The organism is Chromobacterium sp. Panama, from assembly GCF_003052555.1.
Classification (GTDB): domain Bacteria; phylum Pseudomonadota; class Gammaproteobacteria; order Burkholderiales; family Chromobacteriaceae; genus Chromobacterium.
This window is the reverse complement of record NZ_QARX01000001.1, coordinates 4,707,563-4,733,434: the sequence shown is the minus strand read 5'-3', so window position 1 is coordinate 4,733,434 and position 25,872 is coordinate 4,707,563. Positions and strand designations below refer to the sequence as shown.

Sequence of the window (25,872 nt, the reverse complement as noted above, 5' to 3'; positions counted from 1 at the left end):
CCTCGAAACCCTAGCCGGGCTTTCAGGCGCGGGCCGGCCCGCGGCGCATCGCCGCCAGGCACTGGCAGGCGGCCTGCCAGTCCTGAACCCCGCGCAGGCCGCGCACGATGATGCCGGCCAGGGTGTCGTTGCAGGCGTCCGGGCCAAACTGCATCAGCATCTCATGCAGGGCGAAATGCAGGGAGGCGTTGTGTTGCAGCAACAAACCCACTTGCTCGTGGACGAAGCCGTCCACCGTGGCCTGGCCGTCGCGGTCCACATGCACATGGTGACGGGGGCAGAAGCCGGAACGGATCAGCGCCTGATCGGCGCGCACGTCGTCGAGAAAGGCCTGCGCGCTGTGGTGCAGAAAGCCGCAAGCCATGATCAGGCTGGCGACGGAGTAAGGCTTGGTGGTGGTGGCGTCGGCGACGAGGGCGTTGTCCGGCAGGGTGGCAAGCATTAATGTTCTCCTGTTATCTTTGTAAACCGCGCTCAATGGCATAAATCGTCGGTTTTATTATTTTTTCCGCGTTTTTGTATCATTCATGCGAATGTATTGGCAAGCCCGTCGAAAGGACGGTTGCCAGCCGCGGCTGCCAGGGTTTTTCTTGGGACGATGGCCATTTAGAATGAACTCTTTCTTTTCCATTTGTTCCCATCCGCATGCATATTGTTTACCTGCACGGCTTCAACTCCGGTCCGCAATCGCTGAAGGCGAACGAAACCGCCGCTTATCTGCAACAGAACGCTTTCGATGCGACCCTGCATTGTCCGCAGCTGTCGCCGCATCCGGCCGAGGCGATTGAGCAGGCGTCCGCCCTGGTGGCCTCCTTGCCGGCCGACACCTTGTTGATCGGCAGCTCCCTCGGCGGGTATTACGCCACGTTTCTGGCCGAGCGTCATCAACGCCCGGCGGTGCTGATCAACCCGGCGGTGCGGCCTTACGACGACCTGGCGCGCTTCATCGGCGAACAAACCAATCCCTATACCGGCGTGGTCTATACCCTGAGCGACGCCGATATGCGGGCCTTGCTGGCGCAGCGCGTGGCGCAGCCGTCCGCGCGCCGTTACTGGCTGCTGTTGGGCAGCCGCGACGAGGTGCTGGACTGGCGCGAAGCGGCCGCGCTGTATCTGGACTGCCGTCAGACGGTGTTCAACGGCGACGACCACAGGCTTGAAGCCTGGCCGCGCATCTTGCCGGAGGCGCTGGCCTGGGGGCGCGGGCAATTATTGGCCTGAGCATCGAAACAGTCTGTTCTGCGACAGTGTCTTGTCCGGGGGAGGGCGCTGCCGCACACTGGATTTTTTGCGCCGAGGAGGCCGCCATGACTCAAGCCATCGTTTTCTCCCATACCGGCGGGCCGGAAGTGCTGGGCCTGCAGAGCCAGACGCTGGCCGCGCCGGGACCGGGCCAGGTACGGGTGCGTCACACCGCCATCGGCGTCAACTTCATCGACACCTATCAGCGCAGCGGCCTGTATCCGCTGCCGCTGCCGTCCGGCCTGGGCCAGGAAGCGGCGGGGGTGGTGGAGGCGCTGGGGCCGGAGGTGTCTGGCCTGGCGGTGGGCGACCGCGTCGCATACGCCGGCGGCCCGCTGGGCGCTTACAGCAGCGAGCGGCTGTTGCCGGCGGCGGTGCTGGTGAAGATTCCCGACGGCATCAGCGACGAATCCGCCGCCTGCATGATGTTGCAGGGCATGACCGTGGAGTATCTGGTGCAGCGCAGCTACCCGGTGCGGCCGGGGCAGACCGTGCTGTGGCACGCCGCCGCCGGCGGCGTCGGCCAGATCGCGGTGCAGTGGCTGACGGCGCTGGGCGCGACGGTGATCGGGACCGTCGGCTCCGACGCCAAGGCCGACATCGTGCGCGGTCTGGGCTGCCAGCATGTGATCAATTACAGCCGCGAAGACGTAGTGGCCAGGGTGAGCGAGATCACCGGCGGCCAGGGCGTGCCGGTGGTTTACGATTCGGTGGGCAAGGACACTTTCCAGATCTCGCTGGCCAGCCTGAGCCCGCGCGGCATGCTGGTCAGCTTCGGCAACGCCTCCGGCGCGGTGCCGCCGTTCGCGCCGCTGGAGTTGACCAGCCGCGGCTCTCTGTTCTTTACCCGGCCCAAGCTGGCCGATTACATCGCCAGCCGCGCGGAGCTGGAGGCTTCGGCCCAGGCGCTGTTCGAACGGGTGGCGGACGGCAGGATCAAGGTGGCGCCTTCGCATCGCTATCCTCTGGCCGAGGCGGCGCAGGCGCACCGCGATCTGGAAGGACGCAAGACCAGCGGCTCCATCATCCTGCTGCCTTGAGCCGGCGACGCGGCGCTTAGAGCCGCTAACAACACCTCGCAGAGAACCTGAGCCAAGGCGCGCCGACGCAGGCAGTACCCGTAGTACGACAAGGAGGCGCAACGCGGGATCAGGGGTTTTGTTAGCGGGTCTTATTCCTGATGCCAGGGTTGGCGCTGGTGTTGTTCCAGCCAGGCCAGCGCCTGGCCGCCGGCGTCCACATGGCTCAGATAGCCGGCCAGGCTGACGCCGGGCGGACAGCTCAAGTCCGTGGCGCGCCAGCTTTGCAGCCGGTCCACGCGGAAGCTGCGGTAGTCCAGGCGCAGTCCGCACCAGGCGGCCAGCAGCCAGCGGTCGCCCCAGAAGAACAGCGCCAGCGGCATCAAGGCGCGCTGGCTGCCGCGGCCGCTTTCGTCGCGGTAGTCCACCCATAGCGGCTGGCGGGAGACGATGGCGTCGCGCAGCGGCGCCAAGCGCTCGCGCGGGTAATTGCCCGACGTCGGCGCGTACAGCGGTTCCGGCGGCAGGCCGGACGAGCCCAGCACCGCGTGGATGCGGCCCAGCGCCGATTGCGCCGCCGCCGCGGTGTCGCGGTCGGCCCAGGCGGCCAGCATGCGGGCGCCCACTTCCAGCGCCGCCAGTTCGCGCGCGGAAAACGCCACCGCCGGCGGCGTGAAGCCAGCTTCCAGCCAATACCCCTCGCCGGCCTCGCCGTTGACCGGCGCGCCGCTGGCCATCAGGTCCGCCATATCGCGGTAGACGGTGCGCGGCGTCACCTCCAGCCATTCGGCCAATTGCCGGGCGGTGGTGCGGCGGCGGCCGCGCAGCAGCAAGAGGATTTGGACCAGTCGGTCGGCTCGGCGCATTCAATCGGATTCCCGCAGCATGGATGGCGGCAGTGTCGCCCGCATTGCGCGCGCGATCAACAGGAAATCGGCGCGGCCGATTTCCAGGTGGCCGAAGCGGAAAGCGTAGCCCCAGCGCGCCGGATCCGCGATAAAGGCCAATTGACCGAGCAGCGGCCGGATGTCGGCGTCCTCCGCCGGCCAGAAGGCGATGTCGCGCCGGTAGGGTTCGAAATCGGCGCTGACCCGGAAGGGATAGACCCGGGCGTCCGCCGCCAGGCCGACGGCGGTGAAGCGCTGGCAGGGCTCGCGCCCCTCCAGGCTCAGCACCGGCGAGTAATAGATCAGGCCGTCGCCGGCCGCCATCCGCCTGAGCGGCGCGGCTTTGCCGTGGCAGAGCTGGGCGAAGCCGCCGGCCAGACCGCGCCGAACATGATCGCGGCTGGCCACGCCTATCCAGTAGCGCCGGCTCATGCGGCGCTGTGCAGGCCGATCAGATTGCCGTCCGGATCGGAAAACAGCGCGATCTGGCCCCAGTTCTCCGGCAGCGCGGTCTTGGGCTGCACCACGATGCCGCCGGCGCTCTTGATCCGTTCCAGCGTGGCGTCGAGATCGGCGCCGCCGTCCAGATAGACGCGCACGCCGTCGACATGGGGGCGGGCTTGCGGGCAGCTGAGCAGCGCGCCGCCGCAACTGTCGCCGGTTTGGGGAAACAGGGCCATGCGATTATTGTCGAAGCTCTCTTCTTGCAGCTCCACCCGCAGCGCCTGTTGATAGAAGGCGACGGCGCGCTCGAATTGGAGCACGGGAATTTCAAACCAGTGTAGAACGGGGGACATGGCACACTCCTTGAACAGGTTTTATCGAGATCCGGCCGGGGACATCCCGGCGCCGCTTCCGGGCGGGACGGAGGCGGCGTTGCGGCCTGGAGGACAGTGTGCGGCCCCCCTGCTGACAGCGTACTGTCAGCAGGCATCCGCCGTCGTCAATTTTCCTGCTTGGGCCGGCGTCACGTGTGCTTCGCCGCGCAGCAATCGCCTGGTCGGACACGACCCGGTGACGCGGATGTGGCAAACTGCCTGACTGTTTCCCGGCGCGACGGGAGCGCTGTTTTTTCAATCGACCGCAGGAGGAATAAGAAGTGGAAACCTTACTGCAGTTTCTGGGCTTCAACGGGTCTGGTCTGCTGCAAACCTTGCTCAGCCTGTTGACGGCTTTCATCCTGGGCTCGGCCATTGGCTATGAGCGGCAGTTCCGTCAGCGTACCGCCGGCTTGCGAACCAATACCCTGGTGGCGGTGGGCGCGGCGGCCTTCGTCGACATGGCCTTGCAGCTGGACGGCACCGGCGGCGCGGCGCGGGTGGCGTCCTATGTGGTGTCCGGCGTCGGCTTTCTGGGCGCCGGCACCATCATGAAGGAAGGCCTGAACGTGCGCGGTTTGAACACCGCCGCCACCTTGTGGGGCTCGGCCGCGGTCGGCGCCAGCGCCGGCGCCGGTCAGATTCCGCAGGCCTTTCTGATCACGCTGTTCGTCTTGGCCAGCAACACCTTGCTGCGTCCGGTGGTGAACTCCATCAACCGCAAGCCGATCGACGACGAAACCAGCGAAGTCACTTACCAGCTGTGCGTGATTTCCAGCCGTTCCGGCCAGAAGCACGCGATGGCCTTGCTCAGCGATCTGCTGGAGGAGTCCAAATACCCGGTGGGGGATCTGGACGTGGAGCCCTTCGGCGACGACGAGGTGGAGATGACCGCCACCTTGCTGTCCACCTCGGTGGAGTGGGAGGAGCTGGAGGAGATCGCCGCCAAGCTGGTGGCCCAGCCTTTCATCAGCCAGGCTTACTGGAATCCCAGCACCTCGGAGTGAGGACGGCGGGGAAAAGACCGCGCCCTGGGCCGCTAGCCGGTCCAGGGCGTTTTTTATGGGGCGGAAGAGCGGTTCAAAGTCTTGCGAGCCAGCGCGAGACAAGGCGAAAACCGCTGAGGAAGCGAAACGCACGCGTAGCGCGTGGGCGTTCACGAAGCGGTGCTCGCCGCGCCTCGTATCACGAAGCGCAGCGGATGTTGAGCCGCTTCTTAACCTTCCGCCAGCGCCGCCATCACCTTGGCCGACAGCGCCTGCGGCTGCGCGGTGACGCGCAGCAGATGGCGCACCGCCGGATGCGGCGGCCGGTGCACGGCGATGCCGTCGGACAGCAGTTGGCGGTGAATGGCCTCGCTGCTGGCGGCGTCGCGATAGGCGATGCAGACGAAGTTGGTGTGCGAGGGCATCACCACCAGATCGCGCGCGCGCAAGGCGTCGGACAGCTTGTCGCGCAGATGGATGGTGGCGGCGATCAGCTGGCGCGAGTAGTCCGGATCGTCCAACACGATTTGAGCCGCCAGCTGGGCGAAGCTGGACAGCGCGAATTGAGGCCGTATCTGGTCCGCCTTGGCGACGATGTGCTGCGGGCCGACGGCGTAGCCCACTCGCAGGCCGGCCAGCGCATAGGCTTTGGACAAGGTGCGCAGCCGCAGCGTGTTGGGCAGCGCGCCTTGCGGCGGCGCGTCCTGCGCGTCCACGCAGAAATCGACGTAGGCCTCGTCCAGAATCAACAGCGTGGACGAGGGCAGCATTTCGCGCAGCGCCAGGATATCGTCCGCGCCCCAGTAATGGCCGCTGGGATTGTCCGGGTTGGCGAGATAGAGCACGGCGGCGCGCTCGGCGCGCGCCACCTCCGCCAGCCGCGGCAGATCGGCTTGCAGCCGGTCGCCTTGCTGCTGGTAGGGCACTTCCAGGATGCGCGCCCCCACGCCTTCGGCGAAATAGCGGAAAGTGGGATAGGTGCCGGCGGTGCACACCACCGCGTCGCCGACATTACAGGCCAGGCGCAGCGCCAGCAGGATCAGGCTGTCGGCGCCGGTGTCGAACAGCACCTGGCTCGGGTCCACGCGGTTGTGGGCGGCTGCGCGCTGGCGCAGCCCGTGCGCGTAGGGGTCCGGGTAGAGCCGGGCCAGCTCCGTCATCATCTCGCCGAATTCCGCCGTCAGCGGCGAGGCCGGCTTGGCCATGCTTTCATTGGAGCCGATGCGCGCGCCGATGCGGTGACCCAAGGCCGCTTCCAGCTTGGCGATGCCGGGAAAGGGGTTGACGATGGTGTGATGTTCCAGATGACGGGCGAAGTGGGACATCGGCGGCTCCTTTATCTGCAGATACAGCCTTTGAGTGTAAAGGATATGACTGAAGCGCAGGAAACCGCGTGGGAATATCAATATGTCTTCGGCATTTCGCGGCCGCCGCGCCGGGCCCAAAGCGCGGCGGGAACCGTCAGCGGACGGCGGGAGCGGCGGGTTCGGCCGCGGCGCGCGGAGCGGAGGCGTCGGCCTTGGCCGCGGGTTTGACGGCCGGCGCGGCGGCGGCCGGCTTGGCGGCGGGGGCGGGCAGATACAAGGGGCCTTTGAAGCCGCAGGCGGCCAGGAACAGGGTCAGGCTTGCACAAGCCAGCAAGGTGCGCATACGAATGAGTTCCAATGTGGCAAAATCTGGATACTAGCAAAGCTGCGGCGCGTCGTGTGATTCCGATGCGCCCGGCGATCAAGGCCTGAGCCGCGCCAAGACGGCGTCCAGGCCGTCATTCAACGGGAAAGCGCAATGAACGAAACCGAATTTCTGCGGCACACCGACGCCATCTTCGCGCGCATCGAAGCCGCCATCGACGACAATGATCTGGACGCCGACTACCTGGTGTCCGGCAATGTGCTGGACATCGAGTTCAGCGACGGCGCCAAGATCATCGTCAACCGCCACACCGCCAATCAGGAGCTGTGGATCGCGGCCAAGAGCGGCGGCTACCACTTCGCCTTCCGCGACGGCCGCTGGATCGCCGCGCGCGACGGTTCGGAGTTCTTCTCCACGCTCAGCGCCGCCATCGCCGCCGCCTGCGGCGAAACCATCGGGTTTGATGAATGAGTCATTTGGTTTGGCTGGGCCTGGGCGGGCTGGCGGTGTCGGCCTTCACCTCGTCCACCATCCTGCCCGGCAATTCCGAACTGGCGCTGTCCGCCTTTCTGTACAAATGGCCGGAGTGGCTGTGGCCGGCCTTGCTGGTGGCCACGGTGGCCAATACCGCCGGCAGCGTCACCAGTCTGTGGCTGGGGCGGCTGGCGCCGCGCAAGGAGCTGCCGCCGCGGCTGGCCGGCTGGTTTCAGCGTTTCGGCCCGGCGGTGCTGGCCCTGTCCTGGCTGCCGGTGATCGGCGACGCCATCCCCTTGGCCGCCGGCTGGCTGCGCCTGCCCTGGTGGTCCAGCATTCTGTGGCTGACCCTGGGCAAGGCGGCGCGCTATCTGGCCTTGGCCTGGGGGGTGCTGCTGTTGTCGAGTTGAGCCGATAACAATCAGGGCAAATAAAAAAGGACATGCGCGAGCATGTCCTTTTTCGTATGGAGTCCCCGGGATCAGCAGCCCTGTTTCAGCGCCAGCTCCAGGCTCTTGTTGTAATGCTGAGCCGCCAGCTCTTCCTTGCCGGTGGCTTCGAACAGCCGCGCCAGCTCGGCGTGGGCGCACAGCGTCGGCGAGATCGAGGCGCTGGCTTCCAGATAGCTCTGCGCCTTGCCCCACAGCTGCTGGCACAGGGCCAGACGGCCCAAGGCCATCAGCAGCCAGTGGTCGCGCGGCCGCTTCTTCAGCCAGTTTTCCGCGGTTTTCAGCAGTTCCAGGCGCTTGTCCTCGCTCAGGTGCTCGGCCAGCTTGCCCAGTTCGCGAGACAGCTCCGGGGTGTCGTGGTCGTCGTTGGCCAGCGCGCCGGCCAGCAAGGTGGCGGCGTAGTCGTAGTCCTGCAGCACGATCAGCCGCGCCACCACCTGGTCCATCAGCTGCGGGTTGCTGCGTTCGGCTTCCGGAATGCGGCGCAGCCAGTCGCGGATTTCCTGACCGCCCAGCAGCGTCACCAGCTGTTGCTGGTAGGCGGCCAAGCGGTAGCGCCGCGCCTGTTCCGGCTCCAGCGCGTCGGCCTTGAGCAGTTTCTCGGTCAGCGCCAGCACCGCCTCCGGCTGCTTCTGCAACAGGCGCACCTTCAATTCCAGCCGCAAGGCGTTGGTCAGATTGGGCGACAGCGCGCGCGCGCGTTCGATGGCGGCCAAGGCGCCCAGCGGGTCCTTGGCTTCCAGCTTCAGTTCCGCGTCCAGCATATGGCGCGCCAGCTGCAGCCGCGGCGGCATGGCGTCCAGTTGCGCCAGATAGCCGTCCCGCTTGTCCAGATCGCCGGCGGCGCCGGCGGAACGGGCGGCGATCAAGAGCGCCAGCGCCTTGTTTTCCGGCGAGTATTCGTCGTCCAGCGATTTGCTGGCCTCGCGCTCGGCTTTCTGGAAACGGCCTTCAAAGTAGGAAATGCCGGCTTCGCGCAGCGCGTGGCGGGAGGCTTTCAGCTTTTTCTGGCGCTGGAAGCGGCGCACTTCCGCCGGCAGATTGGCGGCCACCGCCACCATGCGCAGCACCAGGTGCACCACGAAGATCAGCGCCACCACCGACACGATCAGCAGGTTGAAGGACACTTCCATCCGGTAAGGCGGCAGGAACAGGATGGCGTAGCCGGTGTTCAGGGTGGCGGCCAGGCCGACCAGCACCGCGAGGGCAAACAGCCCGGTAATCCACAAGGCGAATTTCACGGTTTATTCTCCTGCCGCGCCTTGGGCGTCGCGCACCGATTTGAGGCTGGCGTTCATGTCCGGCAGCGCCACGTCCAGCGGCGCGCCTTCCAGTTCGCCCAGCGTGCCCAGCCATTGGGTGACGGCCGGAGCGTCGCGGTCGAAGTAGCGCTGCACATAGCTGCGCGCGGCCACGATGTCGGCGGCGAAGGTCTTGCCGTCGCGCTGGATCAGCGCCAGGCGCGCGTCCAGCAGGCGCATTTTCAGGTTTTCCCGCAGGAAGAAGGCTTGCTCCGGCGACAGCAGCAGCGCTTCGGGCTTGTCCATGCGGCGGATATGGATCAGCTCGCCCAGGCTCTTGCTGACGTCGGCCACCAAGCGTTCCCACAGCGGCGCGCTGGCCGGCGTCGCGGCCTTGGCCTGCGGTTTCTGGCTGGCCAGGCGGTGGGCGTCCACCGCCAGCGGCAGGCTGTCGGCGGACAGCATCAGCCGGTCCAGCTTGACGGTGAGGCCGACGCTGTCCAGATAGGGCAGGGCCTTGAGTTTTTCCAGGTCGGTGGCCACCGCCTTTTTCACGCCGATCAGCTGCGGGCGGTCGAACTTGGCCAGGCGCGCGTCCACCATTTCCAGCGCGGACACGGCGGCCGGCACATTGCCGGCCAGCTGCAGTTGCTGGCTGGCGATGGCCAGGGTGTGCTCGACTTCGGACAGCAGCCAGTCGGTGCGGTTCTTGGTCAGTTCCTGGTACATGCCGTTCAGCGTCGCGTATTGGCCGGCGGATTCGTTGACGCGGGCCTCCATCAGCGCCAGCCGGCCTTCGGTGGCGCGGTTGGCGCTGATCGCCTGCTCGGTCATCGCGCGCAGCTCCTTGGCGGATCCGCTGCCTTCGGCCAGCCGGCGCGCCAGTTCCTGGCGGGCGGCGGTCAGTTCCTGCTGGGTGCTGAAGTACTGCCAGCCGGACACGCCCAGCGCGGCGATGGCGATCAGCAAGGCCGGACTCAGCGATTTCTTGGACTCGGGTTTGGCGGTTTCGGTGATCTGGGATTCGCTCATGGGTGACGACAGAACCATTTTTTAAGGCCGGCGACCAGCGCGCTGTCTTCGGCCCGGGTTGTCATGATGCGCGTCGCGCCTTGCGCGGCGAGCCGGTCGGCCACGCGCGGATGCGGCACGCAATATAGCAGGCATTGTAACGTCCTGATTCGACTGGGGCCAGCGAGACGGAACAATTGCTCTACGATTTCGCCGGAAGTGACGATTACCGCGTCCGGCGGCGCGAGGTCGAAGGCCGCCCAGTCCGGCGCGCCGTCCAGCCGGCGGTAGATTTCGGCGAACTCCACCGCCGCGCCGCGCGCGGCCAGGCTTTGCGCCAGCAGCGGCCGGCCGCCGACGCCGCGCACGATCAGCACGCGCTGTCCGCGCATATCGGCCAATTCGGGCAGGGCCAGCAAGGCTTCGCTGTCGCTGCCCTCGGCGGGGTGCAGCGCCGTCCGGCCGCTGAGCGCGGCCAGCTTGGCGGCGCTGGCGCGGCCGACGCAGACCAGCCGCTTGGCGGCGAGGTCCAGCGTTCGCAGCGCCGGCCAGGCCTGATCTATGGCGCTGGGGCTGACGAAGACCAGGCAGTCCGCCGCCGCCGCTTGTTGCGGCAGCGCCGCCAGCGCGTCCGGCTGCGGAGCGATCTCCATCAGCGGCAGATGGCCGGCGTCGAAGCCGGCGGCGGCGAGCAGGCGCAGCAGCTCGGCGCTTTGCGCCAGCGGGCGGGCGACCAGGACGCGCGGCATCGCCGTCTCAGCGCGGGTCGGCCAGCACCGCTTCGATCAGCGGGCCGGCGCCGTCGTCCAGCAGCTTCTTGGCCACGGCGCGGCCCAGCGCGTCGGCGTAATCGGCCGGGGCGCTGGCGCTGGCGGTCAGCATCACCGAGCCGTCCGGGCTGGCGACGAAGCCGCCCAGCGTCAGCGTGTCTTCGCTGAGGGTGGCGAAGGCGCCCAGCGGCACCTGGCAGCTGCCGCCCAGCTCGCGCGCCAGCGCGCGCTCGGCGCTGACACAGGCGTGGGTGGCGGCGTGGTTCAGCGGCGCGAGCAGTCGCATCAGGTCGGCGCGGTCGGCGCGGATTTCGATGCCCAGCGCGCCTTGGCCGGCGGCCGGCAGGCTTTCCGACGGCGGCAGCTCCTTGCGGATGCGCTCGGACAGGCCTAGGCGCTTGAGGCCGGCGGCGGCCAGGATGATGGCGTCGTATTCGCCGTCGTCCAGCTTGCGCAGCCGGGTTTGCACATTGCCGCGCAGCGGCTTGACCACCAGCCGCGGATAGCGGGCGCGGATCTGCGATTCGCGGCGCAGGCTGGAGGTGCCCACCACCGCGCCGTCCGGCAGCTCCGACAAGTCCGCGCAGCGGGAGGACACCAGCGCGTCGCGCGGGTCTTCGCGCTCGCAGATGGCGGCCAGCGCGAAGCCTTCCGGCAGCACCATCGGCACGTCCTTGATCGAATGCACGGCCAGGTCGGCGCGGCCTTCGGCCAGCGCCACTTCCAGCTCTTTGACGAACAGGCCTTTGCCGCCGATCTTGGACAGGGTCTTGTCCAGAATCTGGTCGCCCTGGGTGGTCATGCCCAGGATGTCCACGCTGAGGTGGGGGTAGAGCGCTTGCAGCCGGGCCTGGATATGTTCGGCCTGCCACATGGCCAGCCGGCTCTCGCGGCTGGCGATGACGATTTTGTCCATGAAAACCGGTTTCCGATTGGGCTATGTGCTTGGATGGCGGGCATTCTAGCACGCCGGCCCGACGCGCAGCGCCGCGGCATCGTCCAGGCGGGGGCGTAAAGCTTGATGTTGCGCAATGCGCAGTCAGGTCAATATCTAACGGCTTAAATGACAGTAGTGTTGCCACTACAGCGGCAAGCCTGCTTATGATGTTTTGCATGCGAAACGAATCGTCTGAAGTCAGCGACCGCGCTGACTTGAGCCGATTCAAAACTAGGGGCGGCCACGGCCGCGGCCGCCCGTCACCATCAAGGAATACCGAATGAGCGATTTAGACAAGGACTTGCCGCTGCGCGCCGATCTGGCGCGCCTGGACCGCGCGCTGGCCGAAGTGTTGAGCGAACAGGCCGGCCCCGAGGTCTACGCCGAGGTGCGCGCCATCGCCGGCCGCGGCGCGGAGGAACGCAGCCAGCCCTTGGCGGCGGAATTGAGCCCGGCGGCGGCGATGGCGCTGGTGCGCGCCTGCGGCCTGTACGCCCAGCTGTTCAATATCGCCGAGGACCTGCACCATGTGCGCCGCCGCCGCGCTCACCGCCAGGCCGGTTCCGCGCCGCAGCAGGGCAGCCTGTCGCGCGCGCTGGGCAAGCTGAAGGCGGACGGCGTCAGCATCGCCATGCTGGCCGACACCCTGCGCGACGCCTATGTCGGCGCCATCCTCACCGCCCACCCCACCGAGGTGCAGCGCCAGAGCGTGCTGGACGGCCACCGCGCGGTGCGCCGTTTCCTGGGCAAGCTGGCGGCGGCGGACCTGACGCCGGAAGAAGAAGAGGAACTGGAGGCCAAGCTCAAGCGCGTGATCGTCGCGCTGTGGCAGACCTCGGAAATCCGCCACTTCAAGCTGGCGGTCAAGGACGAGATCGAAAACGGCGTTGCCTACCACCCGCTGACCTTCTTTCAGGCCTTGCCGGCGCTGTATCAGCGCCTGGACCGGCAGATCGAGGCCACCTGGGGCCAGACGACGCCGCTGCCGTCCTTCATCCGCGTCGGCAGCTGGATAGGCGGCGACCGCGACGGCAACCCCAATGTCGACGCCGCGGTGTTGCGCCACGCGGTGACGCGCCAGGCGCAAGTGGCCTTCGAACATTATCTGTATGAGCTGGCGGCCTTGTACCGCGAGCTGTCGCTGTCGCAGCGCCTGGTCGGCGTCAGCCCGGCCTTGGTGGGTTTGGCGGCGTTGACGCCGGACCAGGAGGAGAGCCGCCGCGAGGAGCCGTACCGGCGCGCGCTGGCGGCGATGGAGGCGCGGGTGCTGGCCACCGGCCTGCGGCTGGGTGTGAGCCTGAGCGGCCGCTGGCCGGCGGGCCGGCCCTATGCCGACCAGGCTGAATTCCAGGCCGATCTCGCGGTGCTGGACGCCTCGCTGCGCGAACACGGCAGCGCGACGCTGGCCGACGGCCGGCTGGCGGAACTGATCCGCGCGGTGGACGTGTTCGGCTTCTTCCTGATGCCGCTGGACCTGCGCCAGTTCGCCGGCAGCCACGAGGCGGTGGTGGGCGAGCTGTTCGCCCGCGCCGGGCTGGAGGAGTTCGCGGCGCTGGACGAGGCGGCGCGGACCCGGGTGTTGCTGCGCGAGCTGGCCACGCCGCGGCTGCTGTATTCGCCCTATCTGGACTACAGCGCCGAAGCGGAGAAGGAACTTGCCATCTTCCGCGAGGCGGCCTTGATCCAACGCCAGTTCGGCGTGGACGCCATCGGTCAGAGCATTATTTCCAATTGCGCCCAGGTCAGCGACATCCTGGCGCTGGCGCTGCTGCTGAAGGAGGCCGGCATGATCCGGCTGGTGGACGGGCAGCCGCGCGCCAGCGTCAACCTGGTGCCCCTGTTCGAAACCATCGCCGATCTGGACCGCAGCGCTCAGGTGATGACGGCGCTGTTCGCGCTGCCGTGGTACCAGCAACTGCTGGACAGCCGCGGCCGCATGCAGGAAGTGATGCTGGGCTATTCCGACAGTAATAAGGACGGCGGTTATCTGACCAGCCAATGGCAGCTCTACCAGGCGGAAAAGCGGCTGGTGCGCTGTTTCGCCGACGGCCGGGTCAAGCTGCGGCTGTTCCACGGCCGCGGCGGCTCGGTGGGCCGCGGCGGCGGTCCGTCGTTCGAAGCCATCATGGCGCAGCCGGCCGGCAGCGTGGCCGGCCGCATCCGCATCACCGAGCAGGGCGAGGTGATCGCGTCCAAGTATTCGGACCCGGCCATCGGCGGCCGCAACCTGGAAGCCCTGGTGGCGGCGACGCTGGAAGCCAGCCTCAGCGGCTGCGCCAGCTGCGAGACAGACGAGACGGTGTTCGACGAGTTGTCGGACGCCGCCTACCGCGCCTATCGCGAGCTGGTGGAAGCGCCGGGCTTCATGCAGTACTTCCTGGAGGCGACGCCGATCAACGCCATCGCCAAGCTCAATATCGGCAGCCGGCCGGCCTCGCGCAAGAGCCTGGCTTCGATCAAGGACCTGCGCGCCATTCCCTGGGTGTTCTCCTGGTCGCAATCGCGGGTGATGCTGCCCGGCTGGTTCGGCGTCGGTTCGGCGGTGCGCGCCTTCATCGAGCGCCACGGCGAAGCCGGCCGCGCGCGCCTGCAAAGCCTGTATCGCAGTTCGCCGTTCTTCCAGGTGGTGTTGTCCAATATGGAGCAGGTGCTGGCCAAGGCGGATCTGGGCATCGCCCGCCGCTTCGCCGGTCTGGTGGAGGACCGCGCGCTGGCCGAGGCGCTGTTCGGCCGCATCCAGGCCGAGTGGCAGGCCACGCTGGACGCTTTCTACGCCGTCACCGGCCAAAGCGCGCTGTTGGAGAAGAACCCGACGTTGCACCGCAGCCTGGAAACGCGCTTGCCGTATCTGGACGCGCTGGGCCTGCTGCAGGCCGAGTTGCTGAGCCGGCTGCGCCGTCAGCCGGACGACGCCGAGGCTTTGTACGCGATCCATCTGACCATCAACGGCACTTCGGCCGGCCTGCGCAACAGCGGTTGAGGCCAGGCGCGGCGGCGGCACAGGCCCGTCGCCGCGCTATGTAGGCCGGTTTTGCTGCTGGAGCTCGTTTTTGATCATTTCAGATCGGGCTAATGGCCTAAATGATGATTTGGGGCCGGTTCCGCCCTGACCGAGCGAAGCGTCGCGAGGGAATCAAACGGAAAGGGAGACTTGCGCGGCCCAACCGCCCCATAGCTGAGCGAATCAAAGATTCTCAGTGATGGGGCGCTAAGGTCGCGGTGCTCGAACAAGCCGCTGCTTAAAACCCGCGAAGCGAAGTTGCTGCGGAGCTAAAACCGCGGGCCCGCCCCCCGACGGCAGGCTTGAAGGGCGCCGGGGCGCGTCGAATACGAAGTCTCCTACGTATCTACGCAGCATCTCGAGGTACTCATAAAAGATCGTGAACAGGCTCTAGGCCAAGTCAAGGCGCGGGGATGTCCAACACTTGCCAGCCCTCCTTGCGGGCCTGCAGGAAGTTCATCACCGAATCCACGGTCACGGTCTGGATGCGGTCGGCGTAGCGCATCTCGTTGGGGTGGTCGTCGAAGGCGACATTGGCCTTGAACATGCGGCCGCCCAGCCGCGTCAGCGGCCCCAGTTTGAGTTCCGACGGCGCGTAGCCGTTGAGCTTCAGCCACATTTGCGCCTGTTCGCGGTTGGCGATGCGCGCTTCCTGGCTGGCCGAGGCCGCCAGCGTTTCCAGCACCCAGGTGTTGGAGTTTTCGTAGCGGGTGGCGAAGGGATAGGCCAGCAGGCTGTATTGCGGGGTGTGCAGTTCGCGCAGCCGCGGCGGCGCCTGCAACCGTTCGCGCAGGCGGGCGGCCAGCGCCGGCGGCGGCAGCAGCGCCACCGATTCGAAGGAATGCATATCGTCGAGGAAGAAATTGCCCAGGCCCTCGTACCACAGGTCGGAGCTGGCGCTGCCGCAGTCGTTGAGCAGGTGGGCGACGCGCCAGCGGCCTTCCGGCTGGCGGTAGGCGATGCCGACATGGGTGTAGCGCAGCTTGAAGCGCGACAGGTCCTGGCCGACGCGGCCGATCACCGCGACGTCGCCGCCGCTGGCGTCCAGCTTTTGCCGCAGCTGTTCGGCGGCGGCCATCGCCTTGCCGAAGGTGGCCGGGGTGATGGTTTGTTCCTCGCAGCTGCGGCCGGCCTGGGCGGTGTGCGGCAGCAGCAGGCAGAGCGCCAGGCCAAGGCCGGCGAGGCGGGCGGGCAGAGCGTCAGGACGGGACACGGTTGTGCTCCAGCAGGGCCTCGCCCAGCTTGTTGGGGATGAAGGCCAGCACTTTGCCGGAGGTGACCAGCATGGTGCCGCTGGCCACCGCGGTGACTTGCACCGAGGCGCCGACCGCGGCGCCGACCGCGGCGCCGGTGGCTTTCAGCGCCTTGCCGGACAACTCCACCACCAGCTTGGCGCCGCCTTGCACCGCATCCAGCGACATCTTGACGGTGTCGCCGGCGCCCTGGGCCAGGCCGGTGATCACATAGGCGCTGCCGGTCACCGCCAGCACCGGGGCCAGCAGCGATTCGCCCTTGCCCTGGGCGCTGCCGGCCACGCTGATCGCCGGCGCGGCGACGATGGACAGGGTGCCGACGGAGATTTTCTCGGAGGCGGTGTCGGTCTGGGACAGGCCGGCCCAGGCGGGCAGCGCGGACAGCAGCAGGCTGGACAGCAGGATGGCTTTGAGCATGGATAATCCGGAATCAAGGAAATGACGCCAGCTTGCCCATTTTATGACGAAAGGGCAATGCTCAGCTTTGGCGCAATAGTGCCAACAGCGCCGCGCCGTCCAGCCGCGCGCTGAGATCGCCGCCGTCCAGCAGGCTGTCGGCCAGCTCGCGCTTGCTGGCGTGCAGCGCCACGATCTTTTCTTCTATGGTGTGCTGGGCCACCAGCCGGTACACCGTCACCGGCCGCTGCTGGCCCATGCGGTAGGCGCGGTCGCTGGCCTGGTCTTCCACCGCCGGGTTCCACCAGGGGTCGAGGTGGATCACGTAGTCGGCGGCGGTCAGGTTGAGGCCGGTGCCGCCGGCTTTCAGGCTGATCAGGAACACCTCGCCGTCGCCGGCCTGGAAGGCGTCCATGCGCGCCTTGCGTTGCGGGCCGGGCACCGCGCCGTCCAGGTATTGGTAGCGTATGCCTTGCTCGTCCATCCAGCGGCGGACGATGGCGAGGTGATCGACGAACTGGCTGAACACCAGCGCCTTGTGGCCGTTGTCCAGCAGTTCCAGCATCAGTTCGCGGAACAACGCCTGCTTGGCGGAGGGCAAGGCGCTGTCCGGCTGGGTCAGCGTGGGGTGGCAGCAGAAGCGGCGCAGCCGGGTCAGTTCGGCCAGCACTTGCATCGCGCCGCCCTCGGCCTCGCCCGGCTGGCCCAGCTTGTCCAGCGCCTGCTGACGCATCGCCTCGTAGACTTCCATTTCCGCCTCGCTCAGCGGGACGGCGCGGGTGATGTCGGTGCGCGGCGGCAACTCGGTCAGCACCTGTTGCTTGGTGCGGCGCAGCAGATAGGGGCGGATCAGCGCCTTCAGCGCGTCGCGGGCGTCTTCGTCGCCGTCGGCGATGGGCTGGGCGAAGCGCTGCTGGAATTTGTCCTCGTTGCCCAGCAGGCCGGGCGCGACGAAGCGGAACAGGCTCCACAATTCGCCCAAATGGTTTTCCACCGGGGTGCCGCTGGCGGCCAGGCGGAAATCGGCGTAGAGCGCGTGGGCGGCCTGGGCGCGCTGGCTGGCTGCGTTCTTGATCGCCTGCGCCTCGTCCAGCACCACGCTGGCCCAGCGCACCTCGGCGAAGGTGTCGGCGTCGCGTTGCAGCAGGCCGTAGCTGGCCACCACCAGATCGCCGGGGCCGGCGCTGTCCAGCCGTCGTTGTTGCTGGTAGGGCCGCAGCCGCAGGCTGGGCGCGAAGCGGGCGGCCTCGGCCAGCCAGTTCAGCGCCACCGAGGTGGGCGCCACCACCAGCTGCGGGCCGAGCGTGGCGCGGCTGAGCAGGAGCGCCAGCGTCTGCACCGTCTTGCCCAGGCCCATATCGTCGGCCAGGCAGGCGCCGGCGCCCCAGTGGGCCAGCCGCGCCAGCCAGTTGTAGCCTTGCTGCTGGTAAGGCCGCAGCGTGGCGCGCAGGGTGTCCGGTATTTCGGGTTCGAAGCTTTGCAGCGATTGCAGCCGCCGCCATTGTTCATTCCAGCCCGCGTCGCCGTCGAAAGCGCCGGCCTCGGCCGCCAGTTCGCCCAGTCGCGGCGCGGCCAGCGGGCTCAGGCGCAGGCCGCCGGGCGCGGCGTGGTCGGCCAGCAGCGTCAGTTGGCGCAGCCGGGCGGCGAGGGAGTCGGACAGCGCCAGCCAATCGCCGTCGGACAGGCGCAGGTAGCGGCCGGACTGGCCGGCCAGCGCTTCCAGCAGATGGCGCAGCGCCAGGATGTTGCCGTCGTCCAGCCCCAGTTCGCCGTCCACTTCCAGCCAGCCGCCCTTGCGCTTGGCGCTCAGTTTCAGCTGCGGCAGGCCGACGCCGGCGCGGATGCGCTGGCGCTGGCCGGACGGCCATTCGCATTGCAGGGTGTCCGCGTCCAGCGTCTGCAGTTCGGCCAGCAGGTCCAAGGCCGCCTGCTGGCCGTCCAGCACCCATTCGTCGCCGTCGCGGCGCGCGGCGGCCAGCGTCGGGCAGGCGGCGTGGACCTGGCGCTGGCGGGCGCGCTCGGCGGGAAGGTCGCGCTTGAGCTGCAGCGCGACGCCGTCCGTGCTCACCACCAGGCCGGGCGCGCCGTGGCCGGGCGCGTACAGCGCGCTGGCCGGGTGCGGGCGCACTTTCAGCTGCAGGCGCAGGCCGGCCTCGTCCAGCCGCAGCAGCGCGCGCAAGGTGACGTCGGCCGGTTGGCTGGGCAGGCTGTCGTCGAAGCTGGCGCTGACGTCGTGCAAGGGCAGCTCCGGCGCGATGTCGCGGATGGCGTCCAGCACTTTCTTGCGGGCGTGCCAGGGCAGGCTCAGGCTGTGGCCGAGCAGGGCGGCGATCTGGCGCACCTCCTCGTCCAGCCGGTAGACCGCGAGACGGTCCGGCGCCAGCTTGCGCCACAGCACGCCGGCGCAGGCGGCGATGCCGGGCGGGCTCAGCCGCAGGGAGATCTGTTCGCCCTGGCGCTCCAGTTCCAGCGCCACTTGGCCGGCCTCCACCCGCAGCGGCTGTTCCGGCGCGTCGGCCCAGTACAGCGCCGGGTGGCCGACCAGCAGCGGCAGCGCGGCCAGCGCGTCCAGCGCCGCGTGGCCGTCGGCGGCGATGTCGGCCTGCAAGGCGGCCAGCGCGCGCAGGATCAGCCGGTCCTGGCCGCCGAGCCAGTCCAGGCCGTCCTGTTCCGCCAGCAGTCTGGTGAGCGGCAGGCGCCGGCCGCGGCCGTAGCCGTCGGGGCCTCGCGTTTGCTCGCAGGGCTGCAGTTCGACGCCGGAGGCTTCGACGCGCAGCCGCCAGGCCAGGCGGGTGGGGGGAGTGTGCATGCGGGAAGGCGCCGCCGCGCGGAGGCGGCGGCGTTCAGGCTTAGACGCGGCTCAGCGCGCGGGCTGCGGCGGCCAGGGTCTGCTCGATGATGTCGTCGCTGTGGGCGCTGGAGACGAAGCCGGCTTCGTAGGCGGACGGCGCCAGGTAGACGCCTTCGTCCAGCATCGCGTGGAAGAAGCGCTTAAAGCGTTCGATGTCGCAGCGGGTGGCTTCGGCGTAGGACTTGGGCGCGTGCTCGCTGAAGTAGAAGCCGAACATGCCGCCCACGCTGTCGCTGCTCATGGTCACGCCGGCCGCGCGCGCGGCGTCGGCCAGGCCCTGGGCCAGACGCGCGGTGCGGCGGCCCAGCTCTGCGTGGAAGCCCGGCTGCTGGATCAGCTTGAGGGTGGCGAGGCCGGCGGCCACCGACAGCGGATTGCCGGACAGGGTGCCGGCCTGGTAGACGTTGCCCAGCGGCGCGATGCAGGCCATGATGTCGGCGCGGCCGCCAAAGGCCGCCAGCGGCATGCCGCCGCCCACCACCTTGCCCAGCGTGGTCAGGTCCGGCTTGACGCCGTGCAGGCCCTGGGCGCAGTTCAGCGCCACGCGGAAACCGGTCATCACTTCGTCGTAGATCAGCACCGCGCCGTGTTGTTCGGTCAGGCTGCGCAGCGCCTGGACGAACTCGGCCGAGGGCTGGATCAAATTCATATTGCCGGCGATCGGCTCCAGGATCACGCAGGCGATCTGGCCGCCGATCTCGCGGAAGGTCTTGTCCAGCTGTTCGACGTCGTTGTACTGCAGCACCAGGGTGTGCTTGGTGCAGTCGGCCGGCACGCCGCCGGAGGACGGGTTGCCGAAGGTGAGCAGGCCGGAGCCGGCCTTGACCAGCAGGCTGTCGGAGTGGCCGTGGTAGCAGCCTTCGAATTTGACGATGAGGTCGCGGCCGGTGAAGCCGCGCGCCAGGCGGATCGCCGACATGGTGGCCTCGGTGCCGGAGGAGACCAGGCGCACTTGCTCGACCGAGGGCAGCAGCTTGCGGATTTCCTCGGCGATCAGCACTTCGCCCTCGGTGGGTGCGCCGAAGGACAGGCCGCCGACGGCCGCTTCCTGCACCGCGCGCACCACGTCCGGATGGGCGTGGCCGACGATGGCCGGACCCCAGGAGCCTACATAGTCCAGATACTGTTTGTCGTCGGCGTCCCAGAAGTAGGCGCCTTCGGCGCGCTTGACGAAGCGCGGCGTGCCGCCGACCTGGCCGAAGGCGCGCACCGGCGAGTTGACGCCGCCGGGGATGGATTTCTTGCCACGTTCAAACAGTTCCAGATTGCGGGACATGTGCGTTTCCTTGTCGGGCGGCCGCGGCCGCGGGTGTGTTCGGATTGGGCGCGGGCGCTGGACCCGCCATTGGCCGCTATTTTAACCGAGGCTGGCGTGGGTGGGCTATGAGTGATATATGCTTTTGACCATGTCATTTTCGATAGAGAACGCGTCATGAAAAAAGCCGTATTTTTCTTATTGGATGAGTACGCCGAGTGGGAAAGCGCTTTTCTGTCCAGCCGGCTGGCGATGAGCAAACAGTGGTCGGTGGCCACGGCCTCCTTGGAGCGGGGCGTGTGCAAATCCATGGGCGGTTTTACAACGGTTGTTGACTACGCGCTGATGGATATTCCCGGCGATACCGCGCTGTTGGTTTTAGTCGGCGGCAACGCCTGGGGCCTGGATAGCTCTGAGTTGAGGGAGAGGGTTGCCGCTTGCTTGGCAACAGGGGTTGTCGTGGCGGCAATTTGCGGCGCGGTGGATTTTTTGGCGCGGAATGGCTTGTTGAATGATTATCGCCATACGGGCAATGCTCAGCATTTGTGGGCGGAATATCCGGAATATCGCCATCACGCAGGCTTTATCGCAGCGCAAACGGTGCGGGATAGAAACCTGATCACAGCGAATGGAACCGCGGCCATGGAGTTTTCGGAAAGCGTATTAAAATCTTTGCACGCGGGTGATTCGGCGGGAATAGAGATGGAGCATAAGTTATTTAAAATGGGCTACCATGATTACGTTCTGCAATATGGCAACCCATTCGCATAGCCTTGATCCGAACCATCGCTAATCCATGGCGTCAGGCCGGCAAGACTACCAGCGGCTATAGGGGTTCTTGGACAGATAGGCGTTGGTGTAGCGGCCGTCCTCGGTGACTTCCTCGCCTATCCAGGCAGGCTGGTCGAAAGGGGTGCTTTCATCCGGCAGCTCGATTTCGGCCAAGACCAGGCCGGCGTTGTCGCCGAAAAATTCGTCCACTTCCCAGATGAAGCCGCCGTGCTCGATGCGGTGGCGCAGCTTGTCCACCACCATCGGGCACATCGCTCCCATGATGGTTTGCGCGTCGGCCAGCGGCACCGGGTATTCGAACTCGTGGCGGCTGACGTTGCTGATATTGCTTTTCAACGTCAGCCAGGCCTGATCTCCGACCACGCGCACGCGCACGGTGCGTTCCTTTTCCACCGACAGATAACCCTGGCGGTATTGCACGCCTGGGGCCAGGCCGCGCCAGGCGTCGCCTACGACGATGAAGCGGCGTTCGATTTCCACTGCCATTTTATACCTACTCCAGCCAGTTCAACGCTGTATCGCCGCAGCGCAGCGGACATTGAACAGGTTCTAATGGGCGATCTGTTCGCCCTTGGGTTTACCGCAGGCTTCCGCCCGCGGCGAGATCTGCAGATACAGCGACAGGCTGCTTTGCTGAGAGACTACGCCGCTGCTCTGGCCGTAAGGCGTGGCGCGTTGCGGCCAGCTCCCCACCAATTCAGGCTGAGCGCCGATCAGGGTCTGGGCGCTGACCACGCGTTTGCCGTCCTGGTCGCTCCAGCTGGCGTTGGCGTTCAGCAAGGGCTTGTGCTGGGCGCGCGCCACGGAGACGGTGCCGCCGATGCTGAGCAGGGCGTCGCCGACCTCCCGCTGGCCGGAAAAAGCGCCCTTGGCGTCCACGCACATCGGCAGCCGCAGCAGCTCCGCGCCGTCGCGGCGCAGCGTGGCCACCACTTCCGGCGGCAGCGCCGGTTTGGGCGGCAGCGGGGTGGCGGCCCAGGCGGGCAGGCAGCCCAGCCACAATGCAATCCATTTGCGCATGCGATCCATCTCCTCAGAACGGTTTGACCACCACCAGAATCACCACCGCCAGCAATACCAGCACCGGCAGTTCGTTGAACACGCGGAACCAGGTATGGCTGCGGCGGTTGGTTTTGGCGGCGAAGTCGCGGTAGAGCTTGCCGCAACAGCCGTGGTAGCCGACCAAGAGCAGCACCAGGGTCAGCTTGGCGTGCAGCCAGCCGCCGCCGATGCCGAAGCCCAGCCACAGGCCAAGACCGGTGGCCAGCGCCAGCGCGGCCAGCGGGGTCATGAAGCGGTAGAGCTTGCGCGCCATCAGCAGCAGGCGCTGGTATTCGGCGTCCTGTTCCGCCAGCGCCAGATTGACATAGAGGCGCGGCAGGTAGAACAGCCCGGCGAACCAGGACACCACGAAGAAAATGTGGAAGGCTTTCAGGTAAAGGTAGCTCACGGTGTCCTTGTCCTTGTGGCGGGCGTCCATGGGCCGCGCAAACCGATGCAATTGCCCCATGGGTCCCGCAATTGGCAGATGCCCTGTTGCGCTTCTATCGCCAGCGGGCCGCGATACAAGGCGGCGCCCAGGCCGGTCAGCCGATGGATGTCGGCGTCCAGGTCGCCGCTGCGCCAATAGACGACGCTGCCGGCCGCGCCGGAGCCCACCTTGGCGTCGGCCCGCACGATTTCCAGCCGGACGCCCTGCCATTCCAGGCAGGCGAAGTCGAAATCGGGCAGGTCTACGGCTTGCGCCGCTGGAAAAGCCCGTTGATACCAGGCGAGTCCGGCGCGCCAATCGGCGACGTGAATCAGCACCGCGGCGATGGGCCCGGCTGCGCTCATGCGCTGGCCTCGTAGCGTTGTCTGACCGCCTTGGGCAGCTTGGCCAGCACCAGGCGCCGCGCGTCGGCGAGGCCGTCGTGCAACTGCTCCAGGCTCAGCGCCTCCAGAGACGACACTTCTATCCAGCGCGCCCGCGCCAGATACGGCGCCGGCCGCACCCCGGGCAGGCCGCTGAGGACGAGAAAATCGTCGTCGGCCACCTTGTACATCACCGTGTCGTCGTTGAACAGGGCGAACATCTTGCTTTCCAGGCTGAGCACGCGCCGGGTTTCCCACTTGATGTCGAACTGGGCGCCCGGCAAGGCGCGGGCCTGGGCCAGCAGCGCGTCCATATCCTCTTTGCGCAAGGGCATGTTCAGCCTTTCTTCGCGGCCTGGTACAGCGGCATCACTTGCGGGATGCGCTGCTGCAGGTCGTGGATGCGGGTGGGGCCGGACGGGTGGGTGGACAGGAATTCCACGCCGCCGCCATTGCCGGCCGCCTGCATTTTGTTCCAGACGTTGACCGCGGCGTTGGGGTCGTAGCCGGCGCGCGCCATCAGTTCCAGGCCCATGATGTCGGCCTCGGATTCCATGGTGCGGCTGTTGGGCTTGGACAAGGCCACGTCGGCGGCCATCGCCGCCATGTCCAGCTGGTTCTGCCTGAGGCCGGCCACCGCGCCCACCAGCGACAGACCCACTTGCTGCGCGTAGGCCTGGCTCATGCTTTCGCGCGAGTGCTCGCGCAATGCGTGCGAGATTTCATGGCCGATGACGGCCGCCAGTTCGGCGTCGCTCAGCTTGAGCTTGGTGATCAGGCCGGAGTAGACCATGATCTTGCCGCCGGCCATCGCGTAGGCGTTGGGTTCGTCATTGCGCATCACATTGACTTCCCAACGCCATTTGGCTGCGTCGGGGCGGAATACCGGCGCCTGGGCAATCAGGCGCTGGGAGATCTTGCGCACCCGCGCCGTCATCGCCGCGTCGGCGTTGAGCTGGCCGCCGGCGCGCGCCTTGCCCAGCTGCTGGGCATAGGATTTGGCCGACATCTGCTCCACTTCCTGGCTGGACAGCAGCATGGTTTGACCGCGGTTGACGCCGACGGCGCCGCCCTGGGTGGTGTTGACCTGGGCACAGCCGGCGAGGGCGGCGGCGGCCAGCAGGCCGGCCAGGGTTTTGCTCCAGAAACTTTTCATTGCGGTATGGCCTCTTGAGCGCCGGACGCCGCCTGAACGGCGAGCTGCGGCGCGGCGGGAAATCGCGGCGGACGCGGGCGGCGCCGGCTCAGATTTCCACCATTTCGAAATCGTCTTTGCGCGCGTCGCAATCCGGGCAAGTCCAGTTGGGCGGAATGTCTTCCCACTTGGTGCCCGGCGGGATACCATCCTCCGGACGGCCGGCTTCCTCGTCGTAGATAAAGCCGCAGATCAGACACATCCAAGTACGCATCGCATCACCTTGTGATCGAGTAAAACAGTTATTCTAAGAGTGGTCCGCGACACTGACAATGCGCCCGCCGGCCGCTCCGCCCATATACAGAACGAAGAGGTTTCCGTCTTGACCACTCAGCCCACTCCTCCCGTGGTCCTTACCCTGGCGGGCTCGGACCCTTCCGGCGGCGCCGGCATCCAGGCCGACATTCTGACGCTGGCCAGCCTGGGATGCCATCCTTTGTCGGTGATCACCGCGATTACGGTGCAGGATACCGTTGGCATCAATGACTTTATGGTGCTGGACGCGGACTGGGTCAATGACCAGGCGCGTTTTCTGATGGAAGACATTCCGGTCACCGCTTTCAAGATCGGCATGTTGGGCAGCGTGGAGAACGTGGCGGTGGTGGCGCAGCTGATCGCGGACTACCCGGACATCCCGGTGGTGCTGGATCCGGTGCTGGCCAGCGGCGGCGGCCACGAGTTGGCCGACGAGGACCTGATCGCCGCGATGCGCGACATGCTGATTCCGCAGGTGTCCATCCTGACGCCCAACAGCATAGAAGCGCGGCGCATCGCCAGCAACGACGCCGACGAGGACGAGGATCTGACGCTGGAGCAGTGCGCGCAGCGCATCCTGGCGCTGGGCTGCCCGCACCTGCTGATCACCGGCACCCACGAAAACACCAAGGAAGTGGTCAACCAGCTGTACGGTCCCGGCGGCCTGGTGCGCTCCGACGCCTGGGAGCGTCTGCCGGGCAGCTACCACGGCTCCGGCTGCACGCTGGCCTCGGCCATCGCCGGCATGCTGGCCACCGGCCTGCTGTTGCCGGAAGCGGTGCGGGAGGCGCAGGAGTATACCTATCAATCCCTGATCAACGGCTTCCGCCCCGGCATGGGCCAGTTCCTGCCGGATCGGATGTTCTGGGCGCGCGGCGACGACGAGGACGACGATGCCGGACAGGCTTAAGGGGCTGTATGCGATCACGCCGGACACCGAGGACAGCGCGCGGCTGCTGAGCCTGGCGCAGGCGGCGGCGCCGCACATCGACATCCTGCAATACCGCAACAAGAGCGAGGACGCGGTTTTGCGTCTGGAGCAGGCGCAGGCGCTGGCCGAGCTGTGCCGGCGCAAGGGTGTGGTCTTCATCGTCAACGACGATGTGGAGCTGGCGGCGCGCGTCGGGGCCGACGGCGTGCATCTGGGCCGCGACGACGCCGCCCTGAGCGCGGCGCGGCGGCGGCTGGGCGCCGGCGCGCTGATAGGAGCGTCTTGCTACGACAGCCTGGAGCGGGCGCGCCGGGCGGCGGAGGCCGGCGCCAGCTACCTCGCCTTCGGCGCGGTGTTTCCGTCCGGCACCAAGCCGGACGCGGCGCGCGCGGGGCTGGGTCTGTTTTCCGAGGCGCGCAGCTTGGGTGCGCCCCTGGTGGCGATAGGCGGCATTCATGCCGGCAACGCCGGACAGGCGCTGGCGGCCGGCGCGGACGCGATCGCGGTGATAGGCGGCGTGTTCGGCGCGGCGGACCCGGCCGCCGCGGCCGGGGAACTGGCGGCGATATGCCGCCGGGGCGGCCGCTGAAAGCAAAACCGCCGCGCATGGCGCGGCGGTTGGA

30 protein-coding genes are annotated in these 25,872 nt (G+C 67.5%); 9 read left to right on the top strand and 21 right to left on the bottom strand.

Translation table 11 applies throughout. The features are described from left to right. Positions 1–22: 22 nt before the first annotated feature. Positions 23–442 carry a hypothetical protein gene (locus DB032_RS21255; RefSeq protein ID WP_043589344.1) on the bottom strand — a complete coding sequence of 140 codons (420 nt, stop codon included), beginning with the start codon at positions 440–442 and terminating at the stop codon, positions 23–25. Between the two features lie 203 nt (positions 443–645). Between DB032_RS21255 and DB032_RS21250 the strand changes: the two genes are divergently transcribed. Together DB032_RS21250 and DB032_RS21245 are read left to right on the top strand one after the other, a co-directional pair. Next, complete coding sequence (locus tag DB032_RS21250; RefSeq protein WP_107801208.1) at positions 646–1,221, top strand: YqiA/YcfP family alpha/beta fold hydrolase; 576 nt, start codon at positions 646–648, stop codon at positions 1,219–1,221. Between the two features lie 86 nt (positions 1,222–1,307). Further along, positions 1,308–2,282 (top strand): quinone oxidoreductase, encoded by a 975-nt coding sequence (locus DB032_RS21245; protein WP_107801207.1) that lies wholly within the window; start codon positions 1,308–1,310, stop codon positions 2,280–2,282. A gap of 131 nt (positions 2,283–2,413) precedes the next feature. Here DB032_RS21245 and DB032_RS21240 read toward each other — a convergent pair whose 3' ends face one another. Genes DB032_RS21240 through DB032_RS21230 form a run of 3 tightly spaced genes read right to left on the bottom strand, consistent with a single transcriptional unit; the run spans position 2,414 to position 3,945 of the window. Then, positions 2,414–3,127, bottom strand: coding sequence for a YafY family protein (locus tag DB032_RS21240; RefSeq protein ID WP_107801206.1), 714 nt, complete (start codon positions 3,125–3,127; stop codon positions 2,414–2,416). Then, on the bottom strand, positions 3,128–3,580 hold the full coding sequence (locus DB032_RS21235) for an EVE domain-containing protein (RefSeq protein WP_107801205.1): 453 nt from the start codon (positions 3,578–3,580) through the stop codon (positions 3,128–3,130). Further along, positions 3,577–3,945, bottom strand: a complete 369-nt coding sequence (locus DB032_RS21230; protein WP_107801204.1) for a VOC family protein — start codon at positions 3,943–3,945, stop codon at positions 3,577–3,579. Before DB032_RS21230 ends, DB032_RS21235 begins: the two co-directional genes overlap by 4 nt. 302 nt (positions 3,946–4,247) lie before the next feature. Between DB032_RS21230 and DB032_RS21225 the strand changes: the two genes are divergently transcribed. After that, positions 4,248–4,973: an MgtC/SapB family protein gene (locus tag DB032_RS21225; RefSeq protein ID WP_019103569.1), complete on the top strand. Its 726-nt coding sequence runs from the start codon at positions 4,248–4,250 to the stop codon at positions 4,971–4,973. A 209-nt stretch (positions 4,974–5,182) separates the two neighbouring features. Here the strand turns inward: DB032_RS21225 and DB032_RS21220 are convergent, their stop codons facing one another. Together DB032_RS21220 and DB032_RS21215 are read right to left on the bottom strand one after the other, a co-directional pair. Further along, entirely contained in the window at positions 5,183–6,277 is a 1,095-nt protein-coding gene (locus DB032_RS21220; protein ID WP_107801203.1) for a histidinol-phosphate transaminase, read from the bottom strand. Positions 6,278–6,413: 136 nt separating this feature from the next. Continuing rightward, complete coding sequence (locus DB032_RS21215) at positions 6,414–6,602, bottom strand: lipoprotein (protein WP_107801202.1); 189 nt, start codon at positions 6,600–6,602, stop codon at positions 6,414–6,416. 135 nt (positions 6,603–6,737) lie between these two features. Here DB032_RS21215 and cyaY point away from each other — a divergent pair, with 135 nt between their 5' ends. After that, entirely contained in the window at positions 6,738–7,055 is a 318-nt protein-coding gene (cyaY, locus tag DB032_RS21210) for an iron donor protein CyaY (protein ID WP_107801201.1), read from the top strand. Continuing rightward, complete coding sequence (locus tag DB032_RS21205; RefSeq protein WP_107801200.1) at positions 7,052–7,468, top strand: YqaA family protein; 417 nt, start codon at positions 7,052–7,054, stop codon at positions 7,466–7,468. Before cyaY ends, DB032_RS21205 begins: the two co-directional genes overlap by 4 nt. Positions 7,469–7,539: 71 nt before the next feature. Here DB032_RS21205 and DB032_RS21200 read toward each other — a convergent pair whose 3' ends face one another. Genes DB032_RS21200 through hemC form a run of 4 tightly spaced genes read right to left on the bottom strand, consistent with a single transcriptional unit; the run spans position 7,540 to position 11,445 of the window. Next, complete coding sequence (locus DB032_RS21200) at positions 7,540–8,748, bottom strand: heme biosynthesis protein HemY (RefSeq protein ID WP_048412739.1); 1,209 nt, start codon at positions 8,746–8,748, stop codon at positions 7,540–7,542. Between the two features lie 3 nt (positions 8,749–8,751). Continuing rightward, complete coding sequence (locus DB032_RS21195; RefSeq protein ID WP_107801199.1) at positions 8,752–9,780, bottom strand: uroporphyrinogen-III C-methyltransferase; 1,029 nt, start codon at positions 9,778–9,780, stop codon at positions 8,752–8,754. Further along, positions 9,777–10,508, bottom strand: coding sequence for a uroporphyrinogen-III synthase (locus DB032_RS21190; RefSeq protein WP_107801198.1), 732 nt, complete (start codon positions 10,506–10,508; stop codon positions 9,777–9,779). The genes DB032_RS21195 and DB032_RS21190 overlap by 4 nt, the downstream gene beginning before the upstream one ends. Positions 10,509–10,515: 7 nt before the next feature. Beyond that, a complete protein-coding gene (gene hemC, locus DB032_RS21185) occupies positions 10,516–11,445 on the bottom strand; it encodes a hydroxymethylbilane synthase (RefSeq protein WP_107801197.1) in 930 nt (309 codons plus the stop codon). 301 nt (positions 11,446–11,746) lie between these two features. Between hemC and ppc the strand changes: the two genes are divergently transcribed. Next, complete coding sequence (ppc, locus tag DB032_RS21180) at positions 11,747–14,446, top strand: phosphoenolpyruvate carboxylase (RefSeq protein WP_107801196.1); 2,700 nt, start codon at positions 11,747–11,749, stop codon at positions 14,444–14,446. Between the two features lie 421 nt (positions 14,447–14,867). Here ppc and DB032_RS21175 read toward each other — a convergent pair whose 3' ends face one another. The 4 genes from DB032_RS21175 to hemL all read right to left on the bottom strand — a co-directional run bounded on the left by DB032_RS21175 (position 14,868) and on the right by hemL (position 20,243). Beyond that, positions 14,868–15,680, bottom strand: a complete 813-nt coding sequence (locus tag DB032_RS21175; RefSeq protein ID WP_233246757.1) for a DUF2145 domain-containing protein — start codon at positions 15,678–15,680, stop codon at positions 14,868–14,870. After that, positions 15,667–16,137 (bottom strand): hypothetical protein, encoded by a 471-nt coding sequence (locus DB032_RS21170; protein WP_107801195.1) that lies wholly within the window; start codon positions 16,135–16,137, stop codon positions 15,667–15,669. Before DB032_RS21170 ends, DB032_RS21175 begins: the two co-directional genes overlap by 14 nt. A 61-nt stretch (positions 16,138–16,198) precedes the next feature. Further along, positions 16,199–18,925: a DEAD/DEAH box helicase gene (locus tag DB032_RS21165; protein WP_107801194.1), complete on the bottom strand. Its 2,727-nt coding sequence runs from the start codon at positions 18,923–18,925 to the stop codon at positions 16,199–16,201. 40 nt (positions 18,926–18,965) lie between these two features. Further along, positions 18,966–20,243: a glutamate-1-semialdehyde 2,1-aminomutase gene (hemL, locus tag DB032_RS21160; RefSeq protein ID WP_107801193.1), complete on the bottom strand. Its 1,278-nt coding sequence runs from the start codon at positions 20,241–20,243 to the stop codon at positions 18,966–18,968. Between the two features lie 156 nt (positions 20,244–20,399). Between hemL and DB032_RS21155 the strand changes: the two genes are divergently transcribed. Further along, positions 20,400–20,993: a DJ-1/PfpI family protein gene (locus tag DB032_RS21155; protein WP_107801192.1), complete on the top strand. Its 594-nt coding sequence runs from the start codon at positions 20,400–20,402 to the stop codon at positions 20,991–20,993. 45 nt (positions 20,994–21,038) lie between these two features. On the opposite strand, the gene DB032_RS21150 is transcribed toward DB032_RS21155, so the two are convergent. The 7 genes from DB032_RS21150 to DB032_RS21120 all read right to left on the bottom strand — a co-directional run bounded on the left by DB032_RS21150 (position 21,039) and on the right by DB032_RS21120 (position 24,277). Continuing rightward, positions 21,039–21,500 carry a CYTH domain-containing protein gene (locus DB032_RS21150; protein WP_107801191.1) on the bottom strand — a complete coding sequence of 154 codons (462 nt, stop codon included), beginning with the start codon at positions 21,498–21,500 and terminating at the stop codon, positions 21,039–21,041. A gap of 63 nt (positions 21,501–21,563) precedes the next feature. Next, positions 21,564–22,034: a hypothetical protein gene (locus DB032_RS21145; protein WP_107801190.1), complete on the bottom strand. Its 471-nt coding sequence runs from the start codon at positions 22,032–22,034 to the stop codon at positions 21,564–21,566. Positions 22,035–22,047: 13 nt separating this feature from the next. Next, positions 22,048–22,464 carry a CopD family protein gene (locus tag DB032_RS21140; RefSeq protein WP_107802058.1) on the bottom strand — a complete coding sequence of 139 codons (417 nt, stop codon included), beginning with the start codon at positions 22,462–22,464 and terminating at the stop codon, positions 22,048–22,050. After that, the gene (locus DB032_RS21135) at positions 22,461–22,850 is read right to left on the bottom strand and encodes a glyoxalase/bleomycin resistance/dioxygenase family protein (protein ID WP_107801189.1); all 390 of its coding nucleotides are present in this window, start codon (positions 22,848–22,850) and stop codon (positions 22,461–22,463) included. Before DB032_RS21135 ends, DB032_RS21140 begins: the two co-directional genes overlap by 4 nt. Beyond that, positions 22,847–23,203 carry an MmcQ/YjbR family DNA-binding protein gene (locus tag DB032_RS21130; RefSeq protein ID WP_107801188.1) on the bottom strand — a complete coding sequence of 119 codons (357 nt, stop codon included), beginning with the start codon at positions 23,201–23,203 and terminating at the stop codon, positions 22,847–22,849. The genes DB032_RS21135 and DB032_RS21130 overlap by 4 nt, the downstream gene beginning before the upstream one ends. Before the next feature lie 2 nt (positions 23,204–23,205). Continuing rightward, the gene (locus DB032_RS21125; protein WP_107801187.1) at positions 23,206–24,024 is read right to left on the bottom strand and encodes a M48 family metallopeptidase; all 819 of its coding nucleotides are present in this window, start codon (positions 24,022–24,024) and stop codon (positions 23,206–23,208) included. Positions 24,025–24,112: 88 nt separating this feature from the next. Further along, positions 24,113–24,277 carry a rubredoxin gene (locus tag DB032_RS21120; protein WP_039756174.1) on the bottom strand — a complete coding sequence of 55 codons (165 nt, stop codon included), beginning with the start codon at positions 24,275–24,277 and terminating at the stop codon, positions 24,113–24,115. Positions 24,278–24,385: 108 nt separating this feature from the next. Here DB032_RS21120 and DB032_RS21115 point away from each other — a divergent pair, with 108 nt between their 5' ends. Both DB032_RS21115 and thiE read left to right on the top strand, forming a co-directional pair. Next, positions 24,386–25,228 carry a hydroxymethylpyrimidine/phosphomethylpyrimidine kinase gene (locus DB032_RS21115; protein ID WP_107802057.1) on the top strand — a complete coding sequence of 281 codons (843 nt, stop codon included), beginning with the start codon at positions 24,386–24,388 and terminating at the stop codon, positions 25,226–25,228. Beyond that, complete coding sequence (thiE, locus tag DB032_RS21110; protein WP_107801186.1) at positions 25,212–25,838, top strand: thiamine phosphate synthase; 627 nt, start codon at positions 25,212–25,214, stop codon at positions 25,836–25,838. Before DB032_RS21115 ends, thiE begins: the two co-directional genes overlap by 17 nt. Positions 25,839–25,872: the final 34 nt, after the last annotated feature.

Excerpts from the sequence above, each read along its gene's own strand:
- DB032_RS21255 (WP_043589344.1), bottom strand. The coding sequence starts at position 442 with ATGCTTGCCACCCTGCCGGACAACGCCCTCGTCGCCGACGCCACCACC.
- DB032_RS21250 (WP_107801208.1), top strand. The coding sequence starts at position 646 with ATGCATATTGTTTACCTGCACGGCTTCAACTCCGGTCCGCAATCGCTG.
- DB032_RS21245 (WP_107801207.1), top strand. The coding sequence starts at position 1,308 with ATGACTCAAGCCATCGTTTTCTCCCATACCGGCGGGCCGGAAGTGCTG.
- DB032_RS21240 (WP_107801206.1), bottom strand. The coding sequence starts at position 3,127 with ATGCGCCGAGCCGACCGACTGGTCCAAATCCTCTTGCTGCTGCGCGGC.
- DB032_RS21235 (WP_107801205.1), bottom strand. The coding sequence starts at position 3,580 with ATGAGCCGGCGCTACTGGATAGGCGTGGCCAGCCGCGATCATGTTCGG.
- DB032_RS21230 (WP_107801204.1), bottom strand. The coding sequence starts at position 3,945 with ATGTCCCCCGTTCTACACTGGTTTGAAATTCCCGTGCTCCAATTCGAG.
- DB032_RS21220 (WP_107801203.1), bottom strand. The coding sequence starts at position 6,277 with ATGTCCCACTTCGCCCGTCATCTGGAACATCACACCATCGTCAACCCC.
- DB032_RS21215 (WP_107801202.1), bottom strand. The coding sequence starts at position 6,602 with ATGCGCACCTTGCTGGCTTGTGCAAGCCTGACCCTGTTCCTGGCCGCC.
- cyaY (WP_107801201.1), top strand. The coding sequence starts at position 6,738 with ATGAACGAAACCGAATTTCTGCGGCACACCGACGCCATCTTCGCGCGC.
- DB032_RS21205 (WP_107801200.1), top strand. The coding sequence starts at position 7,052 with ATGAGTCATTTGGTTTGGCTGGGCCTGGGCGGGCTGGCGGTGTCGGCC.
- DB032_RS21195 (WP_107801199.1), bottom strand. The coding sequence starts at position 9,780 with ATGAGCGAATCCCAGATCACCGAAACCGCCAAACCCGAGTCCAAGAAA.
- DB032_RS21190 (WP_107801198.1), bottom strand. The coding sequence starts at position 10,508 with ATGCCGCGCGTCCTGGTCGCCCGCCCGCTGGCGCAAAGCGCCGAGCTG.
- hemC (WP_107801197.1), bottom strand. The coding sequence starts at position 11,445 with ATGGACAAAATCGTCATCGCCAGCCGCGAGAGCCGGCTGGCCATGTGG.
- ppc (WP_107801196.1), top strand. The coding sequence starts at position 11,747 with ATGAGCGATTTAGACAAGGACTTGCCGCTGCGCGCCGATCTGGCGCGC.
- DB032_RS21170 (WP_107801195.1), bottom strand. The coding sequence starts at position 16,137 with ATGCTCAAAGCCATCCTGCTGTCCAGCCTGCTGCTGTCCGCGCTGCCC.
- DB032_RS21165 (WP_107801194.1), bottom strand. The coding sequence starts at position 18,925 with ATGCACACTCCCCCCACCCGCCTGGCCTGGCGGCTGCGCGTCGAAGCC.
- hemL (WP_107801193.1), bottom strand. The coding sequence starts at position 20,243 with ATGTCCCGCAATCTGGAACTGTTTGAACGTGGCAAGAAATCCATCCCC.
- DB032_RS21155 (WP_107801192.1), top strand. The coding sequence starts at position 20,400 with ATGAAAAAAGCCGTATTTTTCTTATTGGATGAGTACGCCGAGTGGGAA.
- DB032_RS21150 (WP_107801191.1), bottom strand. The coding sequence starts at position 21,500 with ATGGCAGTGGAAATCGAACGCCGCTTCATCGTCGTAGGCGACGCCTGG.
- DB032_RS21145 (WP_107801190.1), bottom strand. The coding sequence starts at position 22,034 with ATGCGCAAATGGATTGCATTGTGGCTGGGCTGCCTGCCCGCCTGGGCC.
- DB032_RS21135 (WP_107801189.1), bottom strand. The coding sequence starts at position 22,850 with ATGAGCGCAGCCGGGCCCATCGCCGCGGTGCTGATTCACGTCGCCGAT.
- DB032_RS21130 (WP_107801188.1), bottom strand. The coding sequence starts at position 23,203 with ATGCCCTTGCGCAAAGAGGATATGGACGCGCTGCTGGCCCAGGCCCGC.
- DB032_RS21125 (WP_107801187.1), bottom strand. The coding sequence starts at position 24,024 with ATGAAAAGTTTCTGGAGCAAAACCCTGGCCGGCCTGCTGGCCGCCGCC.
- DB032_RS21120 (WP_039756174.1), bottom strand. The coding sequence starts at position 24,277 with ATGCGTACTTGGATGTGTCTGATCTGCGGCTTTATCTACGACGAGGAA.
- thiE (WP_107801186.1), top strand. The coding sequence starts at position 25,212 with ATGCCGGACAGGCTTAAGGGGCTGTATGCGATCACGCCGGACACCGAG.